Consider the following 22,343-nt stretch of genomic DNA (forward strand, 5'->3'; position numbering starts at 1 on the left):
GCAACATGGGCTGTCACATTTCAAAGGTTTTCATAACCGTTAGACACCCGAAGTTCAAAGCCCTAGCGTTAAAAAATCGCGCAAGCGTGAAACAACCCGCGCAATCAGGACAGGATAAGCAAGAACATGCCGAAGCAGGACAAAGCCACCCCCGCCGGGATCGCAAAGGGTGCGGTGCCCATGGTCGAGTTGTGGCGCGGCGACCGGCTGGAATCGGTGCATCAGGGTCACGCGGTTGTTATGCGTGCCGATGGCGAGATCGTGGAAAGCTGGGGGCGGCCCGATGTGGTGATCTACCCGCGGTCAAGCTGCAAGATGGTGCAGGCGTTGCCGCTGGTCGAATCGGGCGCGGCCAAGGGGCTGGCCGCATCGCAACTGGCGCTGGCCTGTGCCTCGCATCAAGCAAGTGCGGCGCATGTTCAGATGGTCACGCGCTGGCTGGCCGATCTTGGTCTGTCGGATGACGGCCTGCGCTGCGGCGCGGCCCCTCCGGGCGATCAGGCCGAACGTGACCGGCTGATCTGCACCCATGCCGAGCCATGCCAGAGCCATCATGAATGCTCTGGCAAACATGCGGGCTTTCTGACCCTGAACCGGCATCTGGGTGGCGGGAGCGAATATGTGGACCCCGACCACCCCGTGCAACGCTCGGTGCGCGCGGCCTTCGAAGAGGTGACGGGCCAGACCTCTCCGGGTTACGGGATAGATGGTTGCTCCGCGCCGAATTTCGCCACCGAACTGCAAGGGCTGGGGCTGGCTATGGCGCGCTATGCAACCGCCAAGGATACCGCAGGCGACAGCCGCAATCGTGCCATGGCCCAGTTGCGCGATGCGATGATGGCCCATCCCGATATGGTGGCGGGCCACGCCAAGGCCTGCACCAACCTGATGCGCGCTGCCAATGGGCGCGCGGCGGTCAAGACCGGTGCGGAAGCGGTTTTCGTGGCCATGTTGCCCAAACAGGGGCTTGGGATAGCGCTGAAAATTGCCGATGGTGGCATTCGCGCGTCCGAAGCGGCCATGACCGGGCTTTTGCAGCGCTATGGTGCCATCGACCCGGCCGATCCGGTCGTTGCCCAATACCTTGGGCCATTGCGCAATCGGCGCAATCTGGTCGTGGGCGACACGCGGCTGGCGGCGGGGTTTGCCTGACGCATACCCTTGCCGCAGCGCAGCATGACAGCTTCCCCTGTCCTGCCCGATGGGCTAGACAAGGCAACAGTCGCAGAGGAGATTAGCAATGTTCAAGTTCCTGTTCGGAAGCAAGGCTGCCGCGCCAGAGGTCAAGCGCGAAACCCAGCGAGAGACCGTCCTGCGCGCGCAAGCCGAGATTAACGAGATTCTCGCCACCCTCAGCCCCAAGCCGCGGATCACGATCTACCCCGAAGAGGGCAGCTTCACCATTGACCTGCCAGAGCAGATGCCGGACGAAGCCAAGGCCCTGCCCGCGCCCGACCTGCAGCCCGGCTCGCAAGGCAGCACCCCCACCGCCTGATCCTGCCGCTTGCCCATCGCGCGCCTGTGTCGTAGCGTCGCACCCGAACCAGTGGGAGGACGACCGCCAATGAGCGATAAAATACAAGCCTTCGAGACGCTCCAGATTCATGCCGGCGCGAACCCGGACCCGGCCACCGGCGCGCGCCAAGTGCCGATCTACCAGACCACGGCCTATGTCTTTCGCGATGCCGACCACGCGGCGGCGCTGTTCAACTTGCAGGAAGTCGGCTTTATTTATTCGCGGCTGACAAACCCGACCGTGTTCGCGCTGCAAGACCGTATGGCCGCGCTAGAGGGGGGTGCGGGGGCCGTTTGCTGCGCATCGGGCCATGCGGCGCAGATCCTTGCGCTCTTCACCATTATGGGGCCGGGGCTGAATATTGTGGCGTCCAACCGGCTGTATGGCGGCACGGTCACGCAGTTCAGCCAGACCATCAAACGTTTTGGCTGGTCGGCCAAATTCGTCGATATCGACGATGCCGCAGCGGTCGAAGCCGCGATCGACGACAACACGCGCGCGGTATTTTGCGAATCCATCGCCAATCCGGGCGGGCATATTGCCGACCTTCCCGCGCTGGCCGCAATTGCCGACAAGCACGGGATTCCGCTGATCGTGGATAACACGACCGCCACGCCTTATCTGTGCCGCCCGATTGAACATGGCGCGACGCTGGTGATCCATTCCATGACCAAATACCTGACCGGCAATGGCACCGTCACCGGCGGCTGCATTGTCGATTCGGGCAAGTTCGACTGGTCCGCGAATGACAAATTCCCCGGCCTGTCGCAGCCCGAGCCCGCCTATCATGGGCTGAACTTTCACGCAGCACTCGGGCCGCTGGCCTTCATGTTCAACGCCATTGCCGTGGGCATGCGCGATCTGGGCATGACGCTGAACCCGCAAGCTGCGCATTACACCTTGATGGGCATTGAAACCCTGTCGCTGCGGATGGAGCGGCATTGCGAGAACGCGCTGAAGGTCGCGGAATGGCTGGAACACCACCCGGCGGTCGACCATGTGACCTATGCCGGGCTGAAGTCTTCGCCCTATTATGACCGGGTCGCCAAGATATGCCCCAAGGGCGCGTCCTCGCTGTTCACCTTCGCACTGAAGGACGGCTATGACGCCTGCGTGAAGCTGATCGATTCGGTGGAATTGTTCAGCCATGTGGCCAATCTGGGCGACACGCGTTCGCTGATTATTCACTCGGCCTCGACCACGCATCGGCAGTTGACGCAAGAGCAGCAGGTCGCGGCGGGTGCGGCCCCGAACGTTGTGCGCGTGTCCATCGGCACCGAAAACGCGGCTGATATCATCGCCGATCTGGAACAGGCATTGGCCAAGGCGACCGCCTAATGCCACTGGCCGCGCGCTCTGCCCGGATTGCGCGGCCAAGCAATTTTTCGCTATACCGGTGCCGGGGTGGGGTTTTCCGACTCCCGATACTGTTTGGAATTTGTTAAGGCCAAGCCATGAAACCGAATTTTGCCCTTGGTCTGACAGATGACGGCATCACGCTGTGGCAGCGCGATAGCGCGGGGTTATTGCGTGTTGGCGTCGTCGCGTTGGATGCGCCCGATATGGACGTGCAGATGCAGGCGCTGGTGGACAAGGCCCGCGCATTGGCACCGGACGGGATTGCCACGCAGCTTGTCGTGCCCGATGAGCAGGTTCTGTATACCGACATTCCGGCACAGCCGGATGACGCCGCCATTCGCGCCGCATTGGACGGCAAGACGCCCTACCCTGTAGATGAGCTGGATTTCGACTGGCAAGAGATGAACGGCGCGCTGCGCGTGGCCTTGGTCGCACGCGAAACACTGGCAGAGGCCGAGGACTTCGCGCGGGCGCAGGGGTTGAACCCTGTCTGCTTCGTCGCCGCGCCGCAGTCGCAGGGTTTTACCGTGCAGCCGTTTTTCGGGCGTGTTCGCGGGGTCAAGGACCGGGCCGAGGATTTGGGGCGCGGCGGTGCGATCCAGCATGAAATCGGGATTGCAGACCTTCCCAAGCCAAAACAGCCGCAGACGGCACCGGCCCCAAAGGCAGCGCCCGAACCGACCGCGCAGGCGAATGCAGCGCCGGGTGACAGCGGCCCGGCCAAGCAAGACGCCGCCGCAGATGCCAAGCCTACGGCGAAAACCACAAAGGGTGACGTGGCGCAGGACAAGCCCGACACGGGCGAGATTTGGACGACACCCCCAACGGACGACATCAAGACCGACCCAAGCAAAGCGGCGCAAAACAAGTTTGATTTTGCCCGCAAAGACGAGTTGAGCGACGCCGCCAAAGCAGCGGTGGCCAAGGCGCTCAGCCCCCTTAAGGCCACGCCGAAAAGCCCTGAGCCCGCAGCCAGCACCGGCGGTGACGATTTCGCGGCCTTCCGCTCGCGCCGGGCCGCGCCGCGTGCTGCACCTGTTGCCAACCCGGTTGCCGCGCCCGTGGCGCCACCTTCCGCGTCTGAGGCCAAAGCCACCAAGGCGCTGACCGCCTTGACGAAATCGCGCAGCCTGTCGTTTGGCAGCTTGGGCGGCGCAGCTTTGGCGGAAAAACTGCGCGCGTCGGTGTCAGCCCCGGTCAGCCGGGCCAGCAGCAGTTTGTGGGGCGCCACCGCACGTTTGCAACGCAAATCGGATGCCGCCACACGGGCCGACACGCCCGCGAAGGCCGCGCTTGCCCATGCCGAGGCCGCGAACCTTGCGACGAAAACCCCGGCCAAGGACATTCCCAAGGCCCCCAAGCCCATCTCTAAACCCATCGCCAAGCCGATCGCAAAGCCCGAAGCCGACCCGGAAGCAGAACGCCTGACCGTGTTCGGGGCGCGGCGGCATGGCGCCGCATCCGAGCCGAAACTGCCCGGGCGCGCTTTGGCGCTCAGCGGGGCGGGGTTGCTGCTGGTGCTGGCGGTGGGTGTGTGGGTGTTCTATTTTACCCAAGCGCAAGCCCCTGAACTGGCGCAACCCGATTTACCCGCAGACACCGCCACCGAGATTGCCGCCCCCGAGGCTTTGGGCATTGATCCGCCGGAGGATGATCCGTTGACGGGTGATGCGGCAGAGGATGTGGAATCTTCCCTTGGCGTGACCGATGCTGCGCAAAATCAGGGCAGCGCCGAGACGCCCGAAGCGCCGGACGTTGACGGCGCGACCTCTGGTGGCAGCTCTCCCGAAATTGAGCGGCAGGCGCAAAGCGCGGGGCGGCTGGCGGCCTTGCGCTCTATGCGGGCGATTGCACCCGAAGCGCCGGGCAACCTGCCCAATGTGCAATCCGCGCCAGAACCTTTTGGGTCTACCCCCTTGCCGCCCTTGCGCGGGGCGGAGGCGCCGCAAGTGGCGGAACAGCAGACAGAAACGGAAGATGCCGTTGCGCCTGAACCAAGCTTGCCGCCGGGCGAGGAGTTGCTGGACATCAACGTTACCGAAGGCAGCCCGACCGTCGTGCCGCCTGCGCGCCCCGAAGGCATCGCGCCAGAGCCGGCCCCAGAACCCACCCCAGAGCCGACCCCGGAACCGCAAGCTGCGGCCCCCACGCTTCTGGATGAAAGCGATGTGGTGGTCGATGTCACCGAAGGCGCGCCGCCAAGCGTGCCGCCCGACCGCCCGGCGGGGATTGCACCCGACCAAGCCCCCCCCGCCGAAACCACCCCAGAGGACGATGCGCCCGAAGATCAGTCCAGCTTGCCGCCGCCTCCGGGCGGCGTTGCGCTGACCATGCTGTCGCCGCAGGCGCGCCCGGCAGAGATTGTCGCGCAGGCGGAAGACCTGTCAAACCAGTTTGCCAGCGCGACACAGCAAGCGGTGGCGGCATCGCTGCGCCCGTCGGGGCGGCCCAATGGCTTTAGCCAGACCGTGCAGCGTGCACTGGCCGCGGCCCGCATTCGCGCCGTGGACGAACCGCAGGCGCAAGTCGTGCAGGCCTCTGCCGCCGCCGTGCCCAGCATTCCCAGTTCTGCCTCTGTCACCCGCGCGGCCACGCAGACCCGCGCGATCAACCTGCGCCAGATCAACCTGCTGGGGGTGATGGGCACGCCTTCGGCCCGGCGCGCCTTGGTCCGGCTGGACAATGGGCGCGTTGTGACCGTTCAGGTGGGCGAGCGGCTGGATGGTGGGCAAGTCACCGCGATTGGTGAAAGCGAATTGCGATATAACAAGCGCGGGCGCGATCTTGTGCTGCGCATTGCGTCCTGAATGACGCCTCAACCGAGATTGACCACACCATGACCGAAAAAACCGTTGCCCCCGCCGTCAAGATCGGGCTGGAGCTTGGCCCCGTCTTCCTGTTTTTCTTGGGCTATGTCACCACGCGCGGGCAAATTTACACGATTGGCGGCACCGAATACACCGCCTTCATTCTGCTGACGGCGGCGTTCATTCCGCTGATGGCCTTGGCAACCTTTGTCTTGTGGCGGCTGTCGGGGCGGCTGAGCAAGATGCAGCTTGTCACCCTTGTGATGGTCGTTGTCTTTGGCGGGCTGACCGTGTGGTTGAACGATGACCGGTTCTTCAAAATGAAACCCACGGCCATTTACGGCATATTCGCGCTGCTTCTGGGCATTGGGTTGCTTCGTGGGCAAAGCTGGCTGGAACTGGTCATGGAAGGCGCGTTGCCGCTGACCCATGATGGCTGGATGCTGCTGACCAAGCGGTTGGCGCTGATGTTCCTTGCCATGGCCTGCGCGAATGAACTGGTCTGGCGCAGTTTCTCGACCGATATGTGGGTGAATTTCCGCACCTTCGGCTTGCCGGTTGCGCTGTTCGGGTTCTTTTTGCTGCAAGCGCGCTTGTTCGAGCGTTACAAATCTGGCACCGAATAATCCGCGCGCAACTGCGCGCGGTGCAGCGCCAGCCAATAGGCGCTGGTCAGAAGCGGGCCGTTCTGGATCTCGCCGCTGGCGACAAGCTGCATCATCCGGTCAAAGCTGATGATATGGCGGCGGATATCCTCATGCTCTGCCGCCAGCCCGCCAATGGCGCGGTCATCTTCCGGCAAGGCGCATAGCCCGACATATTGATACAGGCATTCGCTGATCGACCCGGGCGATGGGTAAGCCTGTCCGACGAAATTCAATGCCTCTGCGCAAAGCGTCACGCCTGCTTCTTCCTGCGCCTCGCGCAGCGCGGCCTCTGGCGGGGCTTCGCCCGGGTCGATGCGCCCGGCAATCGCTTCCAGTGACCAGCAATTCGCGGCATCGCGCAGGTATAGCCCGTAGCGGAACTGTTCCACCAACAAAACGCAATCGCGCGCGGGATCGTAGGGCAGCAGGGTCACGGCATCTGAAATCAGAAAGCCCGCGCGCCGCACCACGGGGCTAAGCGTGCCATCGAAACGGCGAAAGCGCAGGTCGTTGGATTGCACCCCAAAGAAATAGGCATAAGGATGCGCGGTTGTAACGGTTTCGACATCTTTAGGTCCGGCGGCGCGGCGCAGGCTGTTTGGGGTTGGCTCTGCGCGCGCACGCAACCGCGCACAGGCATGGGCCAGCAGCATCGGGTAGCGCACCGCCAACGCATCGCGGTCATGGCTGCGGGCCAGCAGCATGATCTCGGCACTGGCGAGCGTAGCCGCCTCTCCCATGCGGGCGACCCAATCGGACAGCACCCATGGCGCAGCATCGGGCGATATTTGCGCGTGCTCCGGCAGATAGACCCAGACATGGCCACCCTGCCCGTCTGCCAGCGCCTGACGCGTATACCCAAACAGCGATTCATACAGGTCCAGCCGCGCAAGTTCCGGCGCGTCGAGCCGCAGCAGCAGCCCCGTGGCAACTGCGCCATCACGGGCGGTCAGCACGGGATAGCCGTTTTGCTCCAGCACGGTATGGCCCGGAAGCCGCGAATCTTCGAACGGGGCCTCTGCCCCCAGCACCGCCGCGCGCAAGGGATGATGCCGCAACGTGCCGAACAGAAAAACAGGGTGGTTCATCTGGCCGTGCGCCGCGCTTCCATGGCGCGGCACAACACGGCCAGCACCACGCCGCCGACAAGGCAGAACAGGCCAAGGGGGATCGAAATCTCGGGGGTTGCCAACTTGGGCGCTTCCTCTGCAATGTAATGGAAAAAGCCCTGCATCGCGTCGTCCAGATCCCTGTGGCGGGTCTGGTAGCCTAAGCGAAAGGTCTCGACCGTGGCGCCTGCCGCCAAGGTCAGCAAGGTCGCCACGATCACGCCTTGGACCATTGCAAAAACCGATTGCACCCAGCGCCCGTCAATGCGCGGACCGGCAACCAGCCAGCCCGAAAGCGCCCCCATCGTGCCGGCAACCGCATTTGCGCTGCCGGACACGCGCGCGCCCTCTTGCAGCGCCTGAAAGCTGGTGGCGACGTAAACCGCCATCGCGGCAAAGACGAGCATGGCGAACAGGCGCGTCAGCGTAGGTTGGGCAGACATGGCACTTCTCTTGGGCAATACTTAATCGTCGCGCGCGCGCTCCGCTTCGATCTCGCGCCAGCGGGCCACGGCACGGTTATGATCGGCCAAGTTTGTGCTAAAAGTATGACCGCCGGTGCCATTTGCGACAAAATACAGATAAGGCGTGGCATCCGGGTTCAGCGCCGCTGCAATCGACTCTCGTCCGGGGTTGGCAATGGGGGTGGGTGGCATTCCGTCAATACGGTATGTGTTGTAGGGTGTCACCGCGTCCAGTTCCGACCGGCGCAACCCACGGCCCAAAGTGCCCTCGCCCATGGTAATGCCATAAATCACCGTCGGGTCGGTTTGCAGCCGCATGGGAATGCCCAGCCGATTGACGAAAACGCCTGCCACCTGCGGGCGTTCTTCTGGATCGGCGGTTTCCTTTTCCACGATAGAGGCCATGATGAGCGCGTCGTATGGGCTGTCATAGGGCAGGTCCGGCGCGCGGGTTTCCCAAAGCTCGGCCAAGATCGTCTCTTGCCGCGCACGCATTTCGGCCAGCAATTCGGCCCGGTCCTGTCCGCGCGTTACCGCGTAGCTGTCGGGGGCCAGCCAGCCTTCGTCGGGTTGCTCGCCCACATCGCCCGACAGGAATTCGGCCTGCCGCAGCCCATCCCAGATCTGCCAGCTTGTGGCCCCCTCGGCCACGGTAATGCGCAAGCTGATATCGGGCATGGCGCTGTAGCGGGCATAGTCGGCGGGCGGGGTTTCGCCTGCGTCAAATTGCACAACGGTTTCGAATGTCTGCGTGGCCGGGTCCAATTCGCGCACCAGCGTGTCAATGCGGGTCACGCCAATCCGATACTGAATTTCAGATCCGCAGGTGGATGCGCCGCCACGCGTCAGCAGGTCCATGATTTCGTCCATAGAGGCCGCTTCAGGCACCAGATACGACCCAAAGCGTAACTGGTCAGCGCGGTCAGTATAGCGCGCCCCGATGCGGAACACCTGCGGCGAGCCGATTGCCCCCATTTCCGCCAACTGGGCGGAAACCTGTTGCAGGTTGGCCCCGGGTGCCACCCGGTAACAAATGGCTTGGGTCAAGGGCCCCGGCGCGGTGAACTGGCGTTGGCCTGCCGCGATGACAACAGCCAACCCGATCAGCCCCACGATCATCAGGGTAAGTGTATTGGCGACAATGTGACGGATCATCAGCTTTCCAGTTTGCGCAAGATCAGGCTGGCATTGGTGCCGCCAAAGCCGAAGCTGTTGGACAGCGCCACGTCAATCTTGCGATGGCGCGGCTGGTTCGGGGCCAGATCCAGTGGGGTCTCCACGGCCGGGTTGTCCAGGTTCAGTGTGGGCGGGGCAATCTGGTCACGAATGGCAAGGATCGCGAAAATCGCCTCGACCGCGCCCGCTGCCCCCAGCAAATGCCCAATGGCCGATTTGGTGGAGGACATGGTGGCCTGTGCCGCCGCATCCCCCAGCAGCCGTTCGACCGCGGCCAGTTCGATCGTATCGGCCATGGTCGAGGTGCCATGCGCATTGATGTAGTCGATATCTGCCGCCGCGACCCCGGCGCGCTTGACGGCGGCCTGCATAGAGCGCAGCGCGCCATCGCCATCCTCGGCGGGCGCGGTAATGTGATAGGCGTCGCCCGACATGCCATAGCCGATCACCTCGGCGTATATTTTTGCGCCGCGCGCCTTGGCGTGCTCATATTCCTCCAGCACCACAACGCCGGCGCCTTCGCCCATGACAAACCCGTCGCGGTCCACGTCATAGGGGCGCGAAGCCGCTTGCGGGTTGTCCCCGCGCTTGGTGGACAAAGCCTTGCAGGCATTGAACCCGGCAATGCCGATTTCGCAGATCGGGCTTTCGGCCCCGCCGGCGACCATCACATCCGCGTCGCCCCATTGAATAAGCCGCGCGGCATCGCCAATGGCATGCGCCCCGGTGGAACAGGCGGTCACAACAGCATGGTTCGGCCCCTTGAACCCGTAGCGAATGCTGACCTGCCCGGACACAAGGTTAATCAGCGCCGACGGGATGAAGAAAGGCGACACCCGGCGCGGCCCGCGGTCGCGCAGCAGCACCGCTGTATCCGCGATGGATTGCAACCCGCCAATGCCCGACCCGATCATGACACCGGTGCGTTCGCGCGCGGCCTCATCCTTTGGCATCCAGCCGGAATTCTTCACGGCTTGGTCCGCGGCGGCAATGCCGTAAAGGATGAACTCGTCAACCTTGCGGGCTTCTTTCGGTTCCATCCAGTCATCGGGGTTGAACGTGCCGTCAGACCCGTCGCCGCGCGGCACTTCGCAGGCATAGGTCGTGGCCAGATGGCTGGCGTCGAAGCGGGTGATGGGGCCTGCGCCGGATTGGCCTTGCAACAGGCGTGTCCAAGTTTCTTCCACACCGCAAGCCAGCGGCGTGACCATTCCCAACCCTGTGACGACTACCCTGCGCATTTGGCCCCTCAATTCGTGATCCGGTCCCTACATTGGGTCTGATACCCAGAATTCCAATATAGGGAAAGAGGCGCAAACACGCCATGGGCAGGGATTTGCGTCGGCGGGCGCGTCAGATCACCTCGAACCGGTCCACATCGACCATGCCGTAATCGGTGATCTTCAGATGCGGGATGACCGGCAGCGCGATGAAGGCCAATTGCAAAAACGGCTCTTCCAAGGTTACGCCCAAAGATTTCGCCGCCGCGCGCAACGCGACCAAACGCGCATGAACGTCTTCGTAGCTGTCCAGCGACATGAGCCCCGCCACCGGCAAGGGCAGTTCTGCCAAGACGCGACCGCCTTGCGCAACCACGAAACCGCCCTCAATCTCGGACAGGCGGTTCGCGGCCAGCGCAAGATCGTCATACTCCACGCCGACGGCCACGATATTGTGGTGGTCATGGGCGACCGTGGCGGCAATGGCGCCCTGCCCCATGCCGAAACCGCGCACAAAGCCGGTCGCTATGTTGCCGTTCTTGCCATGGCGTTCGATCACAGCCACCCGCGCCAGGTCGCGCGCGGGATCGGGGCGCTTGTCGCCGCCCTCTGGCGCGATGTCGATGCGCAAGTGTTCGGTGATGATCTTGCCTTCAAGAATACCGATGACCGGCGTGTCGGGCGCGTTGCCTGCATGGCGGAAATCAGAGGGCTGAACTTTCGGCGCGCGCACCGAGTCGCGCGCAACCGGGGCGACCACCTGCCGCGCGGCAAAAGCCGCACCCTCCACCACCTGCCCGCCGCAGATAACAAGGCTGGCGCGGCAGTCGGCCAAATCGGGCAGCGCCACGATATCGGCGCGTTTGCCGGGTGCGATCTGGCCACGGTCCTTCAGCCCAAAGGCTTCGGCCGCCGAGAGCGTGGCCGCGCGGTAGACCGCCAATGCGTCACAGCCCATGGCGATCAGGCTGCGGATCATGTGGTCCAGATGGCCATGCTCGGCAATGTCCAGCGGGTTGCGGTCATCGGTGCACAGGCACATATAGGGCGCGGTGGTGGGTGTCAGCAGCGGGGCAAGTGCTACCATGTCCTTGCTGACAGACCCCTCGCGGATCAGCACGCGCAGGCCCTTTTGCAGCTTTTCGCGGGCTTCCTCGGCGCTGGTCGCCTCATGCTCGGTGCGGATACCTGCCGCGCAATAGGCGTTCAGGTCGCGCCCCGACAGAAGCGGCGCGTGCCCGTCGATATGGCCGCCTGCAAAAGCATGCAGCTTGGCCATACAGCCCGGATCGCGGTGGATGACACCGGGAAAATTCATGAACTCGGCCAGACCGATCACCGAAGGGTGATCGCGCAGGGCCAAAAGCGCCTGCGCATCCAGCGCGGCACCTGCCGTTTCCATATGGGTAGAGGGCACGCAGGATGACAGGTTCACCCGGATATCCATTACCGTGTGTTCGGACGCGCGCTGGAAATAGCGAATGCCGTCAGCCCCCGCGACATTGGCAATTTCATGCGGGTCGCAAATGGCGGTCGTAACCCCGCGCGGGGCCACGCAGCGGTCGAATTCATACGGCGTGACCAGCGAGGATTCGATGTGCAGATGCGTGTCGATGAATCCCGGCACCAGCACCTGCCCGGTCAGGTCAATGACCCGCGCGCCGTCGTACTCAGCGCCCATCCCCACGATCTGCCCCTGATGGATGGCCACATCGCCCGCAAGGCGCGCGCCCGTGACCATGCACAGGGTTTCGGCCCCGCGCAGCACCAGATCGGCAGGCGCTTCGCCCCGTGCCACGGCAATGCGGTCTTCTAGGCCCATGTTCCACCCCGTTTGCAAATTGCGTCAGGGGCCAGACTGCACCCGAACCCCGTCAGCTTGCAAGGGCGCGTATCAGGCTGCGGATCCGGCCCTGCGGTTTGGCTGCGCAGGCGCGTTCATAAAGGGCAAAATCCGCCGCGCAGGTGGTGTCCAGACGGCGGGCCAAATGGGGGGCGAGCGACAGGCGCATCTGGGGCGACGCGTTCAGCCGGTCCAGCGCAAGACCTTGGCCAAGCCGATGCTCCAGAAAGGCGCGAAATTCGTCAAAGGCATCATACCGAAACAGGTGATCGACTGTTTCGCCAGTTTTGGGATGGGTCAGAAACCGCGCTTGCGAACCGACAGCGGCGAAGGTGGGCTGCTCTTCGGCCAGATAGCCCTCGACGAATTGATCGAAGCTAAGCCCCTTGGTGCTTTGCGGCGTGCCATCCAGCCACGCCCCGTGCCGGTAGCGATACCAACTGCCCAGCCAATCTTGCGGATGCCGGATCAGCGCGGTGGTGCTCATCGGGGTCTGATCGAAGATTTGAAGAAACTTCTCCAAACGCCATTTGTAGCGGTGAAACGTGCAATGCTTGATGCGCGGGTCGCCCTGCAACACAAGGTCGGACATCGGCGCCAGCGCTTTTTCCAAAGCGGTGCTGCCGCATTTGGGGGTCGAGAACATTACAAGGCGTTGCTTCATGAATACCAGCACGCCGCGCACTCCTACCGTGGTGTATGCCCGTTAAGGTTGTAGTCTAGCATCGAATATCGTCCCGGTCCACAATCCAAAGATGGGCAAGCGAATAGAAATGCAGCTTATGCCTGTATAACTTGCGCTTCCCGCGCCCCGGCATATTTGCCATGCGCGGTCTTGTCCCAGTAGAACGGGGCAGAGATCAGCTCCCACAGCGCTTTGTAGACGGCGAGAACGGCCAGCGGAAAATAGAGGTGTAGCGCCGGCAACCATCGCCATAGCCCGGCATGGTGGCGCGCGCGCAGTGCAATCGCGCCCAGTGCCAGCGTCGTGGCCTCTGCCAGCAAGAATACTGCGGCCAGCACGCTAAAGGCCTGCCCCGGCAAAGTATCTTGCAACGGATGGCCCAAGCCCAACAGCATCAGCCAAAAGCTCCACAGCAAGGGGGCCAGCAGAAACTGCACCAGCGTGCCCAAGAACAGAACCTGCACGCCGAAAAACCGCCACGCGCCCAGTTGCGACCAGAGCAGCGCGGGCTGGCGCATATGCACCAGCCATGTAATGGCATAGCCCTTCAGCCAGCGCGAACGTTGCTTGATCCAAGGCAGAACGTGGCAGTTCGCTTCCTCGAAAGTGACCGTGGGCAACAAATGCGTGACATAGCCATGCCGGGCCAGACGGATGCCCAGATCGGCATCTTCGGTCACGTTATGGGCATCCCATCCGCCCAGCGAGGTCAGCACATCGCGGCGAAAGAACAGCGTCGTGCCGCCAAGCGGCACCGCCAGCCCCAGCCGCTGCATTCCCGGCAGGATAACCCGGAACCATGTCGCATATTCAATGGTAAAACAGCGCGACAGCCAGTTCACCGCCGGATTGTAGAAATCAAGCACACCCTGCACGCAGGCCAGATTTTTCGGCCCCAAAGCGAAGGCCGCGACAACGCGATGTATCTGGTCGGGTTCGGGCGCGTCCTCTGCATCATAAACCCCAATAATATCGCCGCGCGCGAAGGCCATGGCGTAATTCAATGCGCGCGGTTTGGTTTTCAGCTTGGCATCGGGCACCAGAATGACGCGCATCCAATTGGGCAGGCGCTGCTTGGCCAGTGCGTCGCGGGTCAGATGGTCGTTTTCCTCGACCACCAGCAGGATATCGGTCAATTCGCGCGGCCATGTCAGCCGCGCCAGCCGGTTGACCAAGCGCGGCACCACTTCGGGTTCGCGGTATAGCGGCACCATGACCGACACGATGGGATCCTGCCGCGTGTCATGCACCAACGGCGTGTCCACAGGCCCGCAGCGCAGCGCGGCAAATGCCGCCGCCAGCTTTAGCAGGGTCGATAGGACCAGCGCGAAAACCGCCACCGCGGTCAGCGCCATCAGCACCCCCAACGGCCAAAGCACCGCCAAAAGCGTCAGCCCCGCCAGCAACGCCGCCAGCACGCGGCTGAACCAGCGGTTTTGCAACATGCGGCAGCTTTCCTTTTCGGCAACGCAGGTTTCCGCCCATAGCCGCAGCCGGTTGCGACGCAGGCTAAGGATACGCGCGTGCAGATGCGCTTCCGAGGTCAGCATCATCACGACAGGGCCGAACACGGCTTCCAGCTCTGGGCGGTGGCGCTCGAACTCTGCCGGGCGCGCGCTGGCGACCACGGTCATACCCCCCGCCGCATGCCACGGCAGGCATTTCAGCGTCAGCGCCCGCACCACGCCCAGCCGATCCAGCAAGCGCGGGTCGGGGGGCGGGTCGGCTGCGGTCAGAAAGCGCGTTCCGAACTGGAGGGACAGCGCCTGCATCAGGTGGTCTTGCGTGATCCAGCCGCGCGCCAGAAGGATTTCGCCTAACAGCGCCGCACGCCCATCTTGCTGGCGAATGGCCCGCATCAACTGCGCGGCGCTGAGCGCGCCCATCTCGCGCAGGATCTCGCCCAAGGGCTTGCGCGGCGGGCCGTCGCCCGACAGCACCCGCAGTTGCGTTTGGCGCGGCGGCGGCGCTGCTACCAGATGTTGAACCGCCGCATTCGCCATGGCAAAGCCCCTCGCCCGGGCCATTCCAGCCCAAGGCGATCGAAGCATGATATTGGTTAAGGAAGGTTTAACAAAATGGGGCGGCGGATTTTCTCACCGCTAGAATGCCCGCCGCGACCGCAACGCGGCGCCAATCGTGCCATCATCCAGAAAGTCCAGCTCGCCCCCCACCGGCACGCCTTGGGCCAGCGCACTCAGCGTAACGCCGGTCTGCTCGACCGCTTCAGCGATGTAATGCGCCGTGGTTTGACCATCGACCGTGGCCCCCAAGGCAAGGATCACCTCGGTCACGCTTTCTGTGGCGATCCGCGCCACAAGCTGCGGAATGCGCAACTCGTCCGGACCCACCGCGTCGAGCGCGGACAGCGTGCCCCCAAGCACATGGTAGCGCCCTGCGAATGCCTGTCCGCGTTCCATCGCCCACAGATCAGCGACATCCTCGACCACGCAAATCTCGCCGGTTGCGCGTTTCGGGTCGGCGCAGATATCGCAAATGGGCGCGGTTGCGATATTGCCGCAACGGGTGCAGGGCTGCGCGGTCTGCGCCACGCGGTCCAGCGCAATAACCAAAGGCCGAAGCGCCTGGTCGCGGCGCTGCAACAAGTGCAATACCATGCGCTGCGCCGACCGAGGCCCAAGGCCCGGCAACCGCGCGAACTGACCGATCAACGCGTCAATTTCATCCCGTGCATCGGCCATGCGCGCTTACATCGGCAGGTTCATGTCGCGCGGCAGCCCCATGCTCTCCGCGATCTTGCCCATCTCCTCGCGAGAGCGCGCTTCCGCCTTGGCTTGGGCGTCTTTTATCGCGGCAAGGATAAGGTCTTCCACCACTTCCTTGTCATCCGAGTTGAAGATCGACGGGTCAATGTCGAGCGCCGTCAATTCACCCTTGGCGGTGGCCGTGGCCTTGACCAGCCCGGCCCCGGATTCGCCCGTGACCGTGATCCCCTTCAGGTCTTCCTGAAGCTGCGCCATCTTGCCCTGCATCTCCTGCGCGGCCTTCATCATTTTGGCCATGTCGCCCATGCCACCCAAACCTTTGAACATGTAAGCGTCCTTTCTTCATGTGTCAGAACAGATCTATCTGGGCCGGAAAGACAAGTCCATTCAGGGCATCGACCCTGACACTACCCATCAGGCTACCGTCAACAACGCTGAAAGACCCGATGATATCGTTGTTGTGGTCAATGTGCAGAATGGCCTTTGTGCCGGTCACCGACAGGTTGGAACTGACGTCGCAGCGACGGTCATGGCCCAAGGACAGGCACCCCGCGGCCAGATCACGGTAGCGCACTGCGAAATTGAGCTGGGGTGTTTTCTCAATGGCCTTGTAATGCTCGGTGCTCAACCCTTCGGCCGGCAACAGTTGCACGGCGATGGTTTCCATCTCGAACAGGCTGCGCAGCAGCACCTGACCCTTGATGGTGGCATTCGACGACGCGGCCCCCGTGCGCAAAGCCAGATCGCGGATGCCGGTCTGATCGGCGCACATCAGCGTGTCGAAGGCGAAAAACTGGTCCAGAGGGTCAGCCCCGCCATTGGCAATGGTGCTCAGCAACTCCCGTGCCTGCATGGGGTCGATGGTCACGCGATCTTCACAAGCGGAGGCGGCTTGCGCCGCGGCAATGGCAAGGGCGGCGGGCAAAACAAATTTTAGCATGGTTACTCCATGTATCTGAATTGGGCGAAAAAAGTCAGTGTGCGGCCGGTCGCCTCAAGTTTCACCCGGCAGCTTTCGGACAATTCGATAATGGCACCGACCGCCACGCGTGTCGACCCGCCAGAGGCATCCGCCACGCGAATGAAATCATCCGCCCGTGACCCAAGCTTGTCGACCGTAAACCGGAACGGCACCGCACCCGCACAAATGTAATGCTGAAGTTGCGCGTCCAGTCGGAACGGCTCTGTCGGCAAGGGCGGCGGGCTGGCACTGGGTTCGGGGGTCGCCGAGGTGTCTGGCGTGGTGGTGTCGTCTTCGCCCTTGGGGCGCAACTGCGGCGGCAGTGGGGCGACAGAGGTGGCGGATACGGGCTGCGGAGACTGCTCGGACGCATCCGGGCCGGGCGCAGGCGGCTGGTTTTCTGCTTCGGGCTGGTCTGGGTCCGCCGCCGCGCTGGCATTCTGCGGCGCGGGATCTGGCGCCTGGGGCGCAGATTGTTCAGAGGGCGGGACCGCGTCCGCTGCGGGCGCCGAGGCCGGGCCGGGTTGGATAACGATGACCTGTGGTTCTTTCTTGAAGAAGATAGTGCCAAATGTGAACGCGGTCGTCTCGGAGATAATCCCGCCAAGCACAAGGGCTCCCACCGCCAAAAATACCTTCCAAAACTTGTCGCGTGTCACCCGTCATCCTCCTCGAACGGGTCCCAGTCGGGGTCGAACTCGTCTTCCACCTCGGGAAGTGCTGCGGAAGCGGCCTCGTCCTCTGGCGACGTCAGAGAGCGAATCTCAGCGATCTTCGCCTTGGGGAACGCTTCAAGAACGGCCAATACAATGCTGTTTTGCAAAGCTTCTGCTGCATTAACGCTATGTTGCTCCGCCTGTCTCTCGGCAATCGTCGCTCCGCCGCCCGTATTGGTCACCGACACCGCCCAGCGTGCGCCGGTCCAGCCTTGCAACCGCGCGCCAAGGCGTTGGGCCAGATCAACCGGCGCGCTTTCGGTTGGCTGAAATTCGATCCGGCCGGGGCTGTAGCGCACAAGGCGCAGATTGGTTTCCACCTCGACCAGCAAGGTCATGTCGCGCCGCGCGCGGATCAGGGCCACGACGCTGTCGAAATCGGGGTAGTCGGACAGCGCAGGGGCCACCCCGGCAAGGGCCGCTTGCGGGCCATGGGCCGCGCCCCGCGACACAGCGCGCGGGGCGCTGCCCCCCATCGGCGCGCCGCGCGGCGCGGGCGCACCCGCCCCACCTGTGGGCGGCGTCTGGTCGTGCCATTTGCGCAAAATCTCTTCCGGGCTGGGCAGGTCGGCCATATGAGTCAGGCGGATGATTGCCATTTCCGCCGCCATCATGGCGTTGGGCGCGCTCGCCACCTCCTCCAACGCTTTCAGCAGCATCTGCCAAGTCCGAGTCAGCACCCGCATGGGCAGCGCGGCGGCCATGGCCGCCCCCCGGTCGCGTTCTTCGGGGCTGATGGTCGGATCGTCACCCGCATCGGGGGTGATCTGCGTCACGCTCAGCCAATGGGTAATCTCTGCCAAATCGCGCAGCACCGCCATCGGGTCGGCCCCATCGGCGTATTGCGCGGCCAGTTCAGACAAGGCGGATGCCGCATCGCCGCGCATGATATGGTCGAACAGATCCAGCACGCGCGCGCGGTCGGCCAGCCCCAGCATGGCGCGCACCTGGTCCGCGGTGGTTTCGCCCGCGCCATGGCTGATGGCTTGGTCCAGAAGCGACATGGCATCGCGCACCGACCCTTCGGCGGCGCGGGTAATCAGCGCCAACGCGTCCGCGGCCACCTGCCCGCCTTCGGCGCGGGCCACGCGGTCCAGATGCGCGATCATCACTTCGGGTTCAATCCGGCGCAGATCAAACCGCTGGCAGCGCGACAGCACCGTGACCGGCACTTTGCGAATCTCGGTCGTGGCAAAAATGAATTTCACATGCGCGGGCGGTTCTTCCAGCGTTTTCAACAGCGCGTTGAACGCGTTGTTCGACAGCATGTGCACTTCGTCGATGATATAGATCTTGTAACGGGCCGACGCCGCGCGATAGGCGACAGAATCGATAATTTCACGGATATCGCCCACACCGGTGCGCGAGGCGGCGTCCATTTCCATCACATCGACATGGCGGCCTTCGATGATGGCGCGGCAATGCTCGCACTGCCCGCAAGGTTCCGTGGTTGGCCCGCCTTGTCCGTCCAGCCCGATACAGTTCAGCCCCTTGGCAATGATCCGCGCGGTGGTGGTTTTGCCGGTGCCGCGAATGCCCGTCATGATAAAGGCATGGTGAATCCGGTCGGCGGCAAAGGCGTTGCGCAGGGTGCGCACCATGGCGTCTTGCCCGATCAGATCGGCAAAACTCTCGGGGCGGTATTTGCGCGCCAGAACCTGATACTGTTCGCTCATGCCTGTTCCGTCTGGTTTGGCGGTAGTCTAGCGCGCGACGCGCGCAAGGGAAACGACGTTTTACGCGCCCGGACCATGCCCATGGTGGCGGGCGCCGCAACAGCGCGCATTTTTGGCAAGATGAAGGTTGTGGCGCGTCAGGAAGTTCGTGATCGCTTGGGCATAGTCTGCGGGCTTCTCGATTTGCGGCAAATGGCCTGCGTGGCGGATCAGGGCAAACTCTGCACCGGGGATAAGCGCGACTGTCTCTTGCACCAGATCGGGCGGGGTCGACCCGTCGCGGTCGCCCGCGATCCCCAAGCATGGCAGGCGCAGCGTGGCCGTGGTGGTGTAAAAATCGGTGCCCGCAATGGCCTGCGCGCAGCCCACCCAGCCATCCACGGGCGTAGCTAGGAACATGTCGCGCCAAGTCTGGAATTCGGGCGTGGCGCGGAACCGGGGCGTGAACCAACGCGCCATCGTGGCATCGGCCAACGCCCCCAACCCCTTGGCGCCTGCGCTTGCCGCACGGTCGCGCCAGATTTCGGCGGTGGCAATGCGCGCCGCCGTGTTCGACAAGATCAGCGCGCGGCACAGATCGGGCCGTTTGATCGCCAGCCCTTGGGCCACCATACCACCAAGGCTAAGGCCCAGAAACACGCATGGGCCAAGCGCAAGATGGTCCAGCAGCGCCTCGGTGTCGCGCACAAGCTGGCCCATGGAATATGGCGGTTGCGGCACGCCCGAGCGCCCGTGCCCGCGCCGGTCGTAGCGCAGAACGCGCAAACCTTCGGGCAGATGCGGCAATAGCGGATCCCAAATGTCCATCGTGCAGCCAAGCGCATTGGACAGCACCAATGGCAGCCCATCTTCGGGGCCGGTCACTTGGTAATGCAGGTCCACGCCGTTAAGCGGCGCGGTTGGCATCGAACGCTCCTGCGCCAAGGGCGCGGATGAACACGTCGCGATCCACATTGCCGCCGGTGGCAACCGCGATCACCGTGTCACCCGGCACGGCGTCGGGCAGGAACAGGGCCGCAGCCAGCGCCACGGCGCCCCCCGGTTCCAACACCAGTTTCAGCCGGTCCTGCGCCAGCGCCATTGCCGCCAAGACCTGCGCGTCCGACACGACCAGACCGGGGCCGCAGAGGCGCTGCAAGATCGGAAATGTCAGCTTGCCGGGCGCTTGTGTCAGGATAGCGTCGCACAGACCGGCGCGGGCGGGATTGGTCACGATCCGGCCTTGTGCCAGCGATTGCGCGGTGTCGTCAAAGCCTTCGGGTTCGACCGGGCGCACGCGCAGCCCGGGCGCGCGCGCCTCTAGCGCCAGCGCAATGCCTGCCGTCAGCCCGCCGCCGCCGCAGCACACCAGCACATCGGCCAGCATGTCAGCGGCCTGCGCGGCAATTTCCAGCCCCACCGTGCCTTGGCCTGCGATCACCTGGGCGTTGTCAAAGGGCAAGATCAGGTCCAGCCCGCGCGCGGTCGCCAGTTCCGCCGCCAAAGTGTCGCGGTCGGTCGTGGCGCGGTCATAAGTCACGACCTCGGCCCCAAGGGCGGCTGTGTTGTCCAGCTTCACCCGTGGCGCATCCAACGGCATAAGGATGACCGCAGCGCGCCCCAATTCGCGCGCCGCCAGAGCCACGCCCTGCGCGTGATTGCCCGAAGAGCAGGCCAGAACCCCCGTCACCCCATCTGGCAGGGCCGATAAAGCCGCCCGCGCCCCGCGATATTTAAAGCTGCCCGTATGTTGCAGGCATTCCGCCTTGACCAGCACGCGCCGCCCCGCAACCGCATCCAGAAAGGGCGAGGACAGAAGCGGCGTTTGCCGCGCATGGCCAGCAAGCCGCGCGGCGGCAGCATCTATCATGTCAATATTCACAAGCACATTCCCAGCCATGTGTTGATCGCGCGCAGCGATTCTGCTTCGTCCAAGAACGGCACATGCCCGCGCCCCGGAACCTCTTCGACCACCATATCGGGGCGCAGGCGGGTCATTTCTGCCAAGGTCGTCGCACTTAGCAAAGCCGAGTCTGCGCCCCGGATCACGGCTAAGGGCAAGCCTTCGCACGCCGCGAACATCGGCCACAGATCGCCCGCGCCGCCCGCGCGCGCGGCCAGATAAGCATCGCGTAGGGCCGGGTCGTAATTGATCTGCAATCCTTGATCGGTCTTTATGAAATGCTTGCGCGCTTCCTCGGCCCAGCGGCTGGCCGGCACGTCGAATTCCGGCATGGCGCGCGCCAGCGCCATCGCCGCTTCGCCATGGCTGCGCGCGGCGGGGTTGCGCCCGATATAGGCGTCAATCCGGTCCAGCCCTTCCGGCTCTATCACCGGGCCGATGTCGTTCAGGAACAGCCCGCGCAGGCGGTCCTTGGCAATAACGGCCAGATACATGCCGATCAGCCCCCCGCGCGAGGTGCCAAGGATCGCCGCCTGTTCCAGCCCCAGATGGTCTAGCAGCGCCAGCACATCGGCGCCTTCCTGCATCACGGTATAGGTTGCCGCGCCCGTCCATTGCGAGCGCCCGCGCCCCCGGTAATCAGGCCGGATCAATCGCAGGGGCGGCAGATGCGGCGCAAGATAGTCGAAATCGCTGCCGTTGCGCGTCAGCCCGGCAAGACAAATCAGCGCGCGGCCATGGCCTTCGTCGGTATAATGCAGCTCTGCGCCATCTGCGGCGGTGAAAAACGGCATGTCACAGCCCCCCGATCAGGTTGGGAAGTGCCCGCAGGTCGCGGGCCACATGGCCCGGTGCGCCATGCAGCCGGTCCATCGGTGCGCCCGCGCGGTTCACCCAGAGCGTGCGGAACCCGTAGGCCGCGCCTGAACAGATATCCCAGCCGTTCGAGGACACGAACAGAACCTCTGCCCGCGCGGTGCCGAACCGCGCGCCCACCATGTCATAGGCGGCAGGCGCGGGTTTGAAGATACCCACCTCATCCACCGACAGCACCGCGTCGAACAGGCCGCCCAAACCGGCAGAGGCGACGGCATCGTCCAGCATATCGCGGCTTCAATTCGACAATATGGCCAGACGCATGCCTTGCCCTTGCAGGTTGCGCAGCACATCGGGCACGTCCGCGAATGGCGCCAACCGGCGATACAGGTCCAGCAACCGCGCGCGCAAGCCCGCGTCTTGCAGCCCTGCTGCGTCCAACGCCCAATCGAGCGCGTCTTGCGTCACTTGCCAGAAATCCACATGCGCGCCCGCCAAGGAGCGCAGCCAAGTATATTCCAACTGCTTGCGCCGCCAATCTGCGGACAGGCCCGGCCAATGCGCGACCAGCGCCGTGCCGCCGGGTTCAGATGCCACCTGTCGTGCAGCCGAATCGACATCGAATAACGTGCCATAAGCATCGAATACACACAGCGTGACCATGCAAAGCCTCTTTCAACCGCTGCCCGAAACCTTGCACGCGGGACAGGCCAAGAAAAGCCCCTGCCCCACATCTTGCC

Annotated in this window: 20 protein-coding genes and 1 pseudogene; 5 read left to right on the top strand and 16 right to left on the bottom strand. The window is 63.8% G+C overall.

The features are described from left to right. Positions 1-126 precede the first annotated feature (126 nt). The 5 genes from AWT76_RS08440 to AWT76_RS08460 all read left to right on the top strand — a co-directional run bounded on the left by AWT76_RS08440 (position 127) and on the right by AWT76_RS08460 (position 6,308). A complete protein-coding gene (locus AWT76_RS08440) occupies positions 127-1,152 on the top strand; it encodes an asparaginase (RefSeq protein ID WP_072245958.1) in 1,026 nt (341 codons plus the stop codon). Between the two features lie 88 nt (positions 1,153-1,240). Next, the gene (locus tag AWT76_RS08445) at positions 1,241-1,495 is read left to right on the top strand and encodes a hypothetical protein (RefSeq protein ID WP_072245959.1); all 255 of its coding nucleotides are present in this window, start codon (positions 1,241-1,243) and stop codon (positions 1,493-1,495) included. Between the two features lie 69 nt (positions 1,496-1,564). Beyond that, entirely contained in the window at positions 1,565-2,854 is a 1,290-nt protein-coding gene (locus tag AWT76_RS08450; RefSeq protein WP_072245960.1) for an O-acetylhomoserine aminocarboxypropyltransferase/cysteine synthase family protein, read from the top strand. 116 nt (positions 2,855-2,970) lie between these two features. Beyond that, complete coding sequence (locus AWT76_RS08455; RefSeq protein ID WP_072245961.1) at positions 2,971-5,682, top strand: hypothetical protein; 2,712 nt, start codon at positions 2,971-2,973, stop codon at positions 5,680-5,682. 29 nt (positions 5,683-5,711) lie between these two features. Next, positions 5,712-6,308 (top strand): inner membrane-spanning protein YciB, encoded by a 597-nt coding sequence (locus AWT76_RS08460; protein ID WP_072245962.1) that lies wholly within the window; start codon positions 5,712-5,714, stop codon positions 6,306-6,308. Here the strand turns inward: AWT76_RS08460 and AWT76_RS08465 are convergent. The 16 genes and pseudogenes from AWT76_RS08465 to AWT76_RS08540 form a co-directional block, all read right to left on the bottom strand. Continuing rightward, positions 6,287-7,417, bottom strand: a complete 1,131-nt coding sequence (locus AWT76_RS08465) for an NUDIX domain-containing protein (RefSeq protein WP_072245963.1) — start codon at positions 7,415-7,417, stop codon at positions 6,287-6,289. The genes AWT76_RS08460 and AWT76_RS08465 overlap by 22 nt on opposite strands. Continuing rightward, positions 7,414-7,881: a TrgA family protein gene (locus AWT76_RS08470; protein ID WP_072245964.1), complete on the bottom strand. Its 468-nt coding sequence runs from the start codon at positions 7,879-7,881 to the stop codon at positions 7,414-7,416. The genes AWT76_RS08465 and AWT76_RS08470 overlap by 4 nt, the downstream gene beginning before the upstream one ends. Before the next feature lie 21 nt (positions 7,882-7,902). Further along, a complete protein-coding gene (gene mltG, locus AWT76_RS08475) occupies positions 7,903-9,057 on the bottom strand; it encodes an endolytic transglycosylase MltG (RefSeq protein WP_072245965.1) in 1,155 nt (384 codons plus the stop codon). Beyond that, complete coding sequence (gene fabF / locus AWT76_RS08480; protein ID WP_072245966.1) at positions 9,057-10,319, bottom strand: beta-ketoacyl-ACP synthase II; 1,263 nt, start codon at positions 10,317-10,319, stop codon at positions 9,057-9,059. The genes mltG and fabF overlap by 1 nt, the downstream gene beginning before the upstream one ends. Before the next feature lie 112 nt (positions 10,320-10,431). Then, the gene (gene ade, locus AWT76_RS08485) at positions 10,432-12,120 is read right to left on the bottom strand and encodes an adenine deaminase (RefSeq protein WP_072245967.1); all 1,689 of its coding nucleotides are present in this window, start codon (positions 12,118-12,120) and stop codon (positions 10,432-10,434) included. 52 nt (positions 12,121-12,172) lie between these two features. Next, the gene (locus tag AWT76_RS08490) at positions 12,173-12,817 is read right to left on the bottom strand and encodes a hypothetical protein (RefSeq protein ID WP_072247596.1); all 645 of its coding nucleotides are present in this window, start codon (positions 12,815-12,817) and stop codon (positions 12,173-12,175) included. Positions 12,818-12,921: 104 nt separating this feature from the next. Then, positions 12,922-14,829 carry a glycosyltransferase gene (locus AWT76_RS08495; protein ID WP_176699372.1) on the bottom strand — a complete coding sequence of 636 codons (1,908 nt, stop codon included), beginning with the start codon at positions 14,827-14,829 and terminating at the stop codon, positions 12,922-12,924. A 99-nt stretch (positions 14,830-14,928) separates the two neighbouring features. Continuing rightward, positions 14,929-15,528: a recombination mediator RecR gene (recR, locus tag AWT76_RS08500; RefSeq protein WP_072245968.1), complete on the bottom strand. Its 600-nt coding sequence runs from the start codon at positions 15,526-15,528 to the stop codon at positions 14,929-14,931. 6 nt (positions 15,529-15,534) lie between these two features. Further along, entirely contained in the window at positions 15,535-15,879 is a 345-nt protein-coding gene (locus AWT76_RS08505; protein WP_072245969.1) for a YbaB/EbfC family nucleoid-associated protein, read from the bottom strand. Positions 15,880-15,901: 22 nt separating this feature from the next. Then, positions 15,902-16,492 carry a hypothetical protein gene (locus tag AWT76_RS08510; RefSeq protein ID WP_072245970.1) on the bottom strand — a complete coding sequence of 197 codons (591 nt, stop codon included), beginning with the start codon at positions 16,490-16,492 and terminating at the stop codon, positions 15,902-15,904. A gap of 2 nt (positions 16,493-16,494) precedes the next feature. Beyond that, the gene (locus tag AWT76_RS08515) at positions 16,495-17,172 is read right to left on the bottom strand and encodes a hypothetical protein (protein WP_072245971.1); all 678 of its coding nucleotides are present in this window, start codon (positions 17,170-17,172) and stop codon (positions 16,495-16,497) included. After that, a complete protein-coding gene (locus AWT76_RS08520) occupies positions 17,169-18,905 on the bottom strand; it encodes a DNA polymerase III subunit gamma/tau (RefSeq protein ID WP_072245972.1) in 1,737 nt (578 codons plus the stop codon). Before AWT76_RS08520 ends, AWT76_RS08515 begins: the two co-directional genes overlap by 4 nt. A gap of 60 nt (positions 18,906-18,965) precedes the next feature. Continuing rightward, complete coding sequence (pcaD, locus tag AWT76_RS08525; protein WP_072245973.1) at positions 18,966-19,811, bottom strand: 3-oxoadipate enol-lactonase; 846 nt, start codon at positions 19,809-19,811, stop codon at positions 18,966-18,968. After that, positions 19,792-20,784 carry a threonine ammonia-lyase gene (locus AWT76_RS08530; protein WP_072245974.1) on the bottom strand — a complete coding sequence of 331 codons (993 nt, stop codon included), beginning with the start codon at positions 20,782-20,784 and terminating at the stop codon, positions 19,792-19,794. Before AWT76_RS08530 ends, pcaD begins: the two co-directional genes overlap by 20 nt. After that, positions 20,763-21,581 carry an alpha/beta fold hydrolase gene (locus tag AWT76_RS08535; protein ID WP_072245975.1) on the bottom strand — a complete coding sequence of 273 codons (819 nt, stop codon included), beginning with the start codon at positions 21,579-21,581 and terminating at the stop codon, positions 20,763-20,765. Before AWT76_RS08535 ends, AWT76_RS08530 begins: the two co-directional genes overlap by 22 nt. Position 21,582: 1 nt before the next feature. Next, positions 21,583-22,266: pseudogene (locus AWT76_RS08540) on the bottom strand (haloacid dehalogenase type II). Between the last annotated feature and the right edge of the window lie 77 nt (positions 22,267-22,343).

This window comes from Roseibaca calidilacus, assembly GCF_001517585.1.
Taxonomy (GTDB): domain Bacteria; phylum Pseudomonadota; class Alphaproteobacteria; order Rhodobacterales; family Rhodobacteraceae; genus Roseinatronobacter; species Roseinatronobacter calidilacus.

What these genes read in the sequence shown, in the direction of transcription:
- AWT76_RS08440 (WP_072245958.1), top strand. Translation starts at nt 127, where the DNA reads ATGCCGAAGCAGGACAAAGCCACCCCCGCCGGGATCGCAAAGGGTGCG.
- AWT76_RS08445 (WP_072245959.1), top strand. Translation starts at nt 1,241, where the DNA reads ATGTTCAAGTTCCTGTTCGGAAGCAAGGCTGCCGCGCCAGAGGTCAAG.
- AWT76_RS08450 (WP_072245960.1), top strand. Translation starts at nt 1,565, where the DNA reads ATGAGCGATAAAATACAAGCCTTCGAGACGCTCCAGATTCATGCCGGC.
- AWT76_RS08455 (WP_072245961.1), top strand. Translation starts at nt 2,971, where the DNA reads ATGAAACCGAATTTTGCCCTTGGTCTGACAGATGACGGCATCACGCTG.
- AWT76_RS08460 (WP_072245962.1), top strand. Translation starts at nt 5,712, where the DNA reads ATGACCGAAAAAACCGTTGCCCCCGCCGTCAAGATCGGGCTGGAGCTT.
- AWT76_RS08465 (WP_072245963.1), bottom strand. Translation starts at nt 7,417, where the DNA reads ATGAACCACCCTGTTTTTCTGTTCGGCACGTTGCGGCATCATCCCTTG.
- AWT76_RS08470 (WP_072245964.1), bottom strand. Translation starts at nt 7,881, where the DNA reads ATGTCTGCCCAACCTACGCTGACGCGCCTGTTCGCCATGCTCGTCTTT.
- mltG (WP_072245965.1), bottom strand. Translation starts at nt 9,057, where the DNA reads ATGATCCGTCACATTGTCGCCAATACACTTACCCTGATGATCGTGGGG.
- fabF (WP_072245966.1), bottom strand. Translation starts at nt 10,319, where the DNA reads ATGCGCAGGGTAGTCGTCACAGGGTTGGGAATGGTCACGCCGCTGGCT.
- ade (WP_072245967.1), bottom strand. Translation starts at nt 12,120, where the DNA reads ATGGGCCTAGAAGACCGCATTGCCGTGGCACGGGGCGAAGCGCCTGCC.
- AWT76_RS08495 (WP_176699372.1), bottom strand. Translation starts at nt 14,829, where the DNA reads ATGGCGAATGCGGCGGTTCAACATCTGGTAGCAGCGCCGCCGCCGCGC.
- recR (WP_072245968.1), bottom strand. Translation starts at nt 15,528, where the DNA reads ATGGCCGATGCACGGGATGAAATTGACGCGTTGATCGGTCAGTTCGCG.
- AWT76_RS08505 (WP_072245969.1), bottom strand. Translation starts at nt 15,879, where the DNA reads ATGTTCAAAGGTTTGGGTGGCATGGGCGACATGGCCAAAATGATGAAG.
- AWT76_RS08510 (WP_072245970.1), bottom strand. Translation starts at nt 16,492, where the DNA reads ATGCTAAAATTTGTTTTGCCCGCCGCCCTTGCCATTGCCGCGGCGCAA.
- AWT76_RS08520 (WP_072245972.1), bottom strand. Translation starts at nt 18,905, where the DNA reads ATGAGCGAACAGTATCAGGTTCTGGCGCGCAAATACCGCCCCGAGAGT.
- pcaD (WP_072245973.1), bottom strand. Translation starts at nt 19,811, where the DNA reads ATGCCAACCGCGCCGCTTAACGGCGTGGACCTGCATTACCAAGTGACC.
- AWT76_RS08530 (WP_072245974.1), bottom strand. Translation starts at nt 20,784, where the DNA reads ATGGCTGGGAATGTGCTTGTGAATATTGACATGATAGATGCTGCCGCC.
- AWT76_RS08535 (WP_072245975.1), bottom strand. Translation starts at nt 21,581, where the DNA reads ATGCCGTTTTTCACCGCCGCAGATGGCGCAGAGCTGCATTATACCGAC.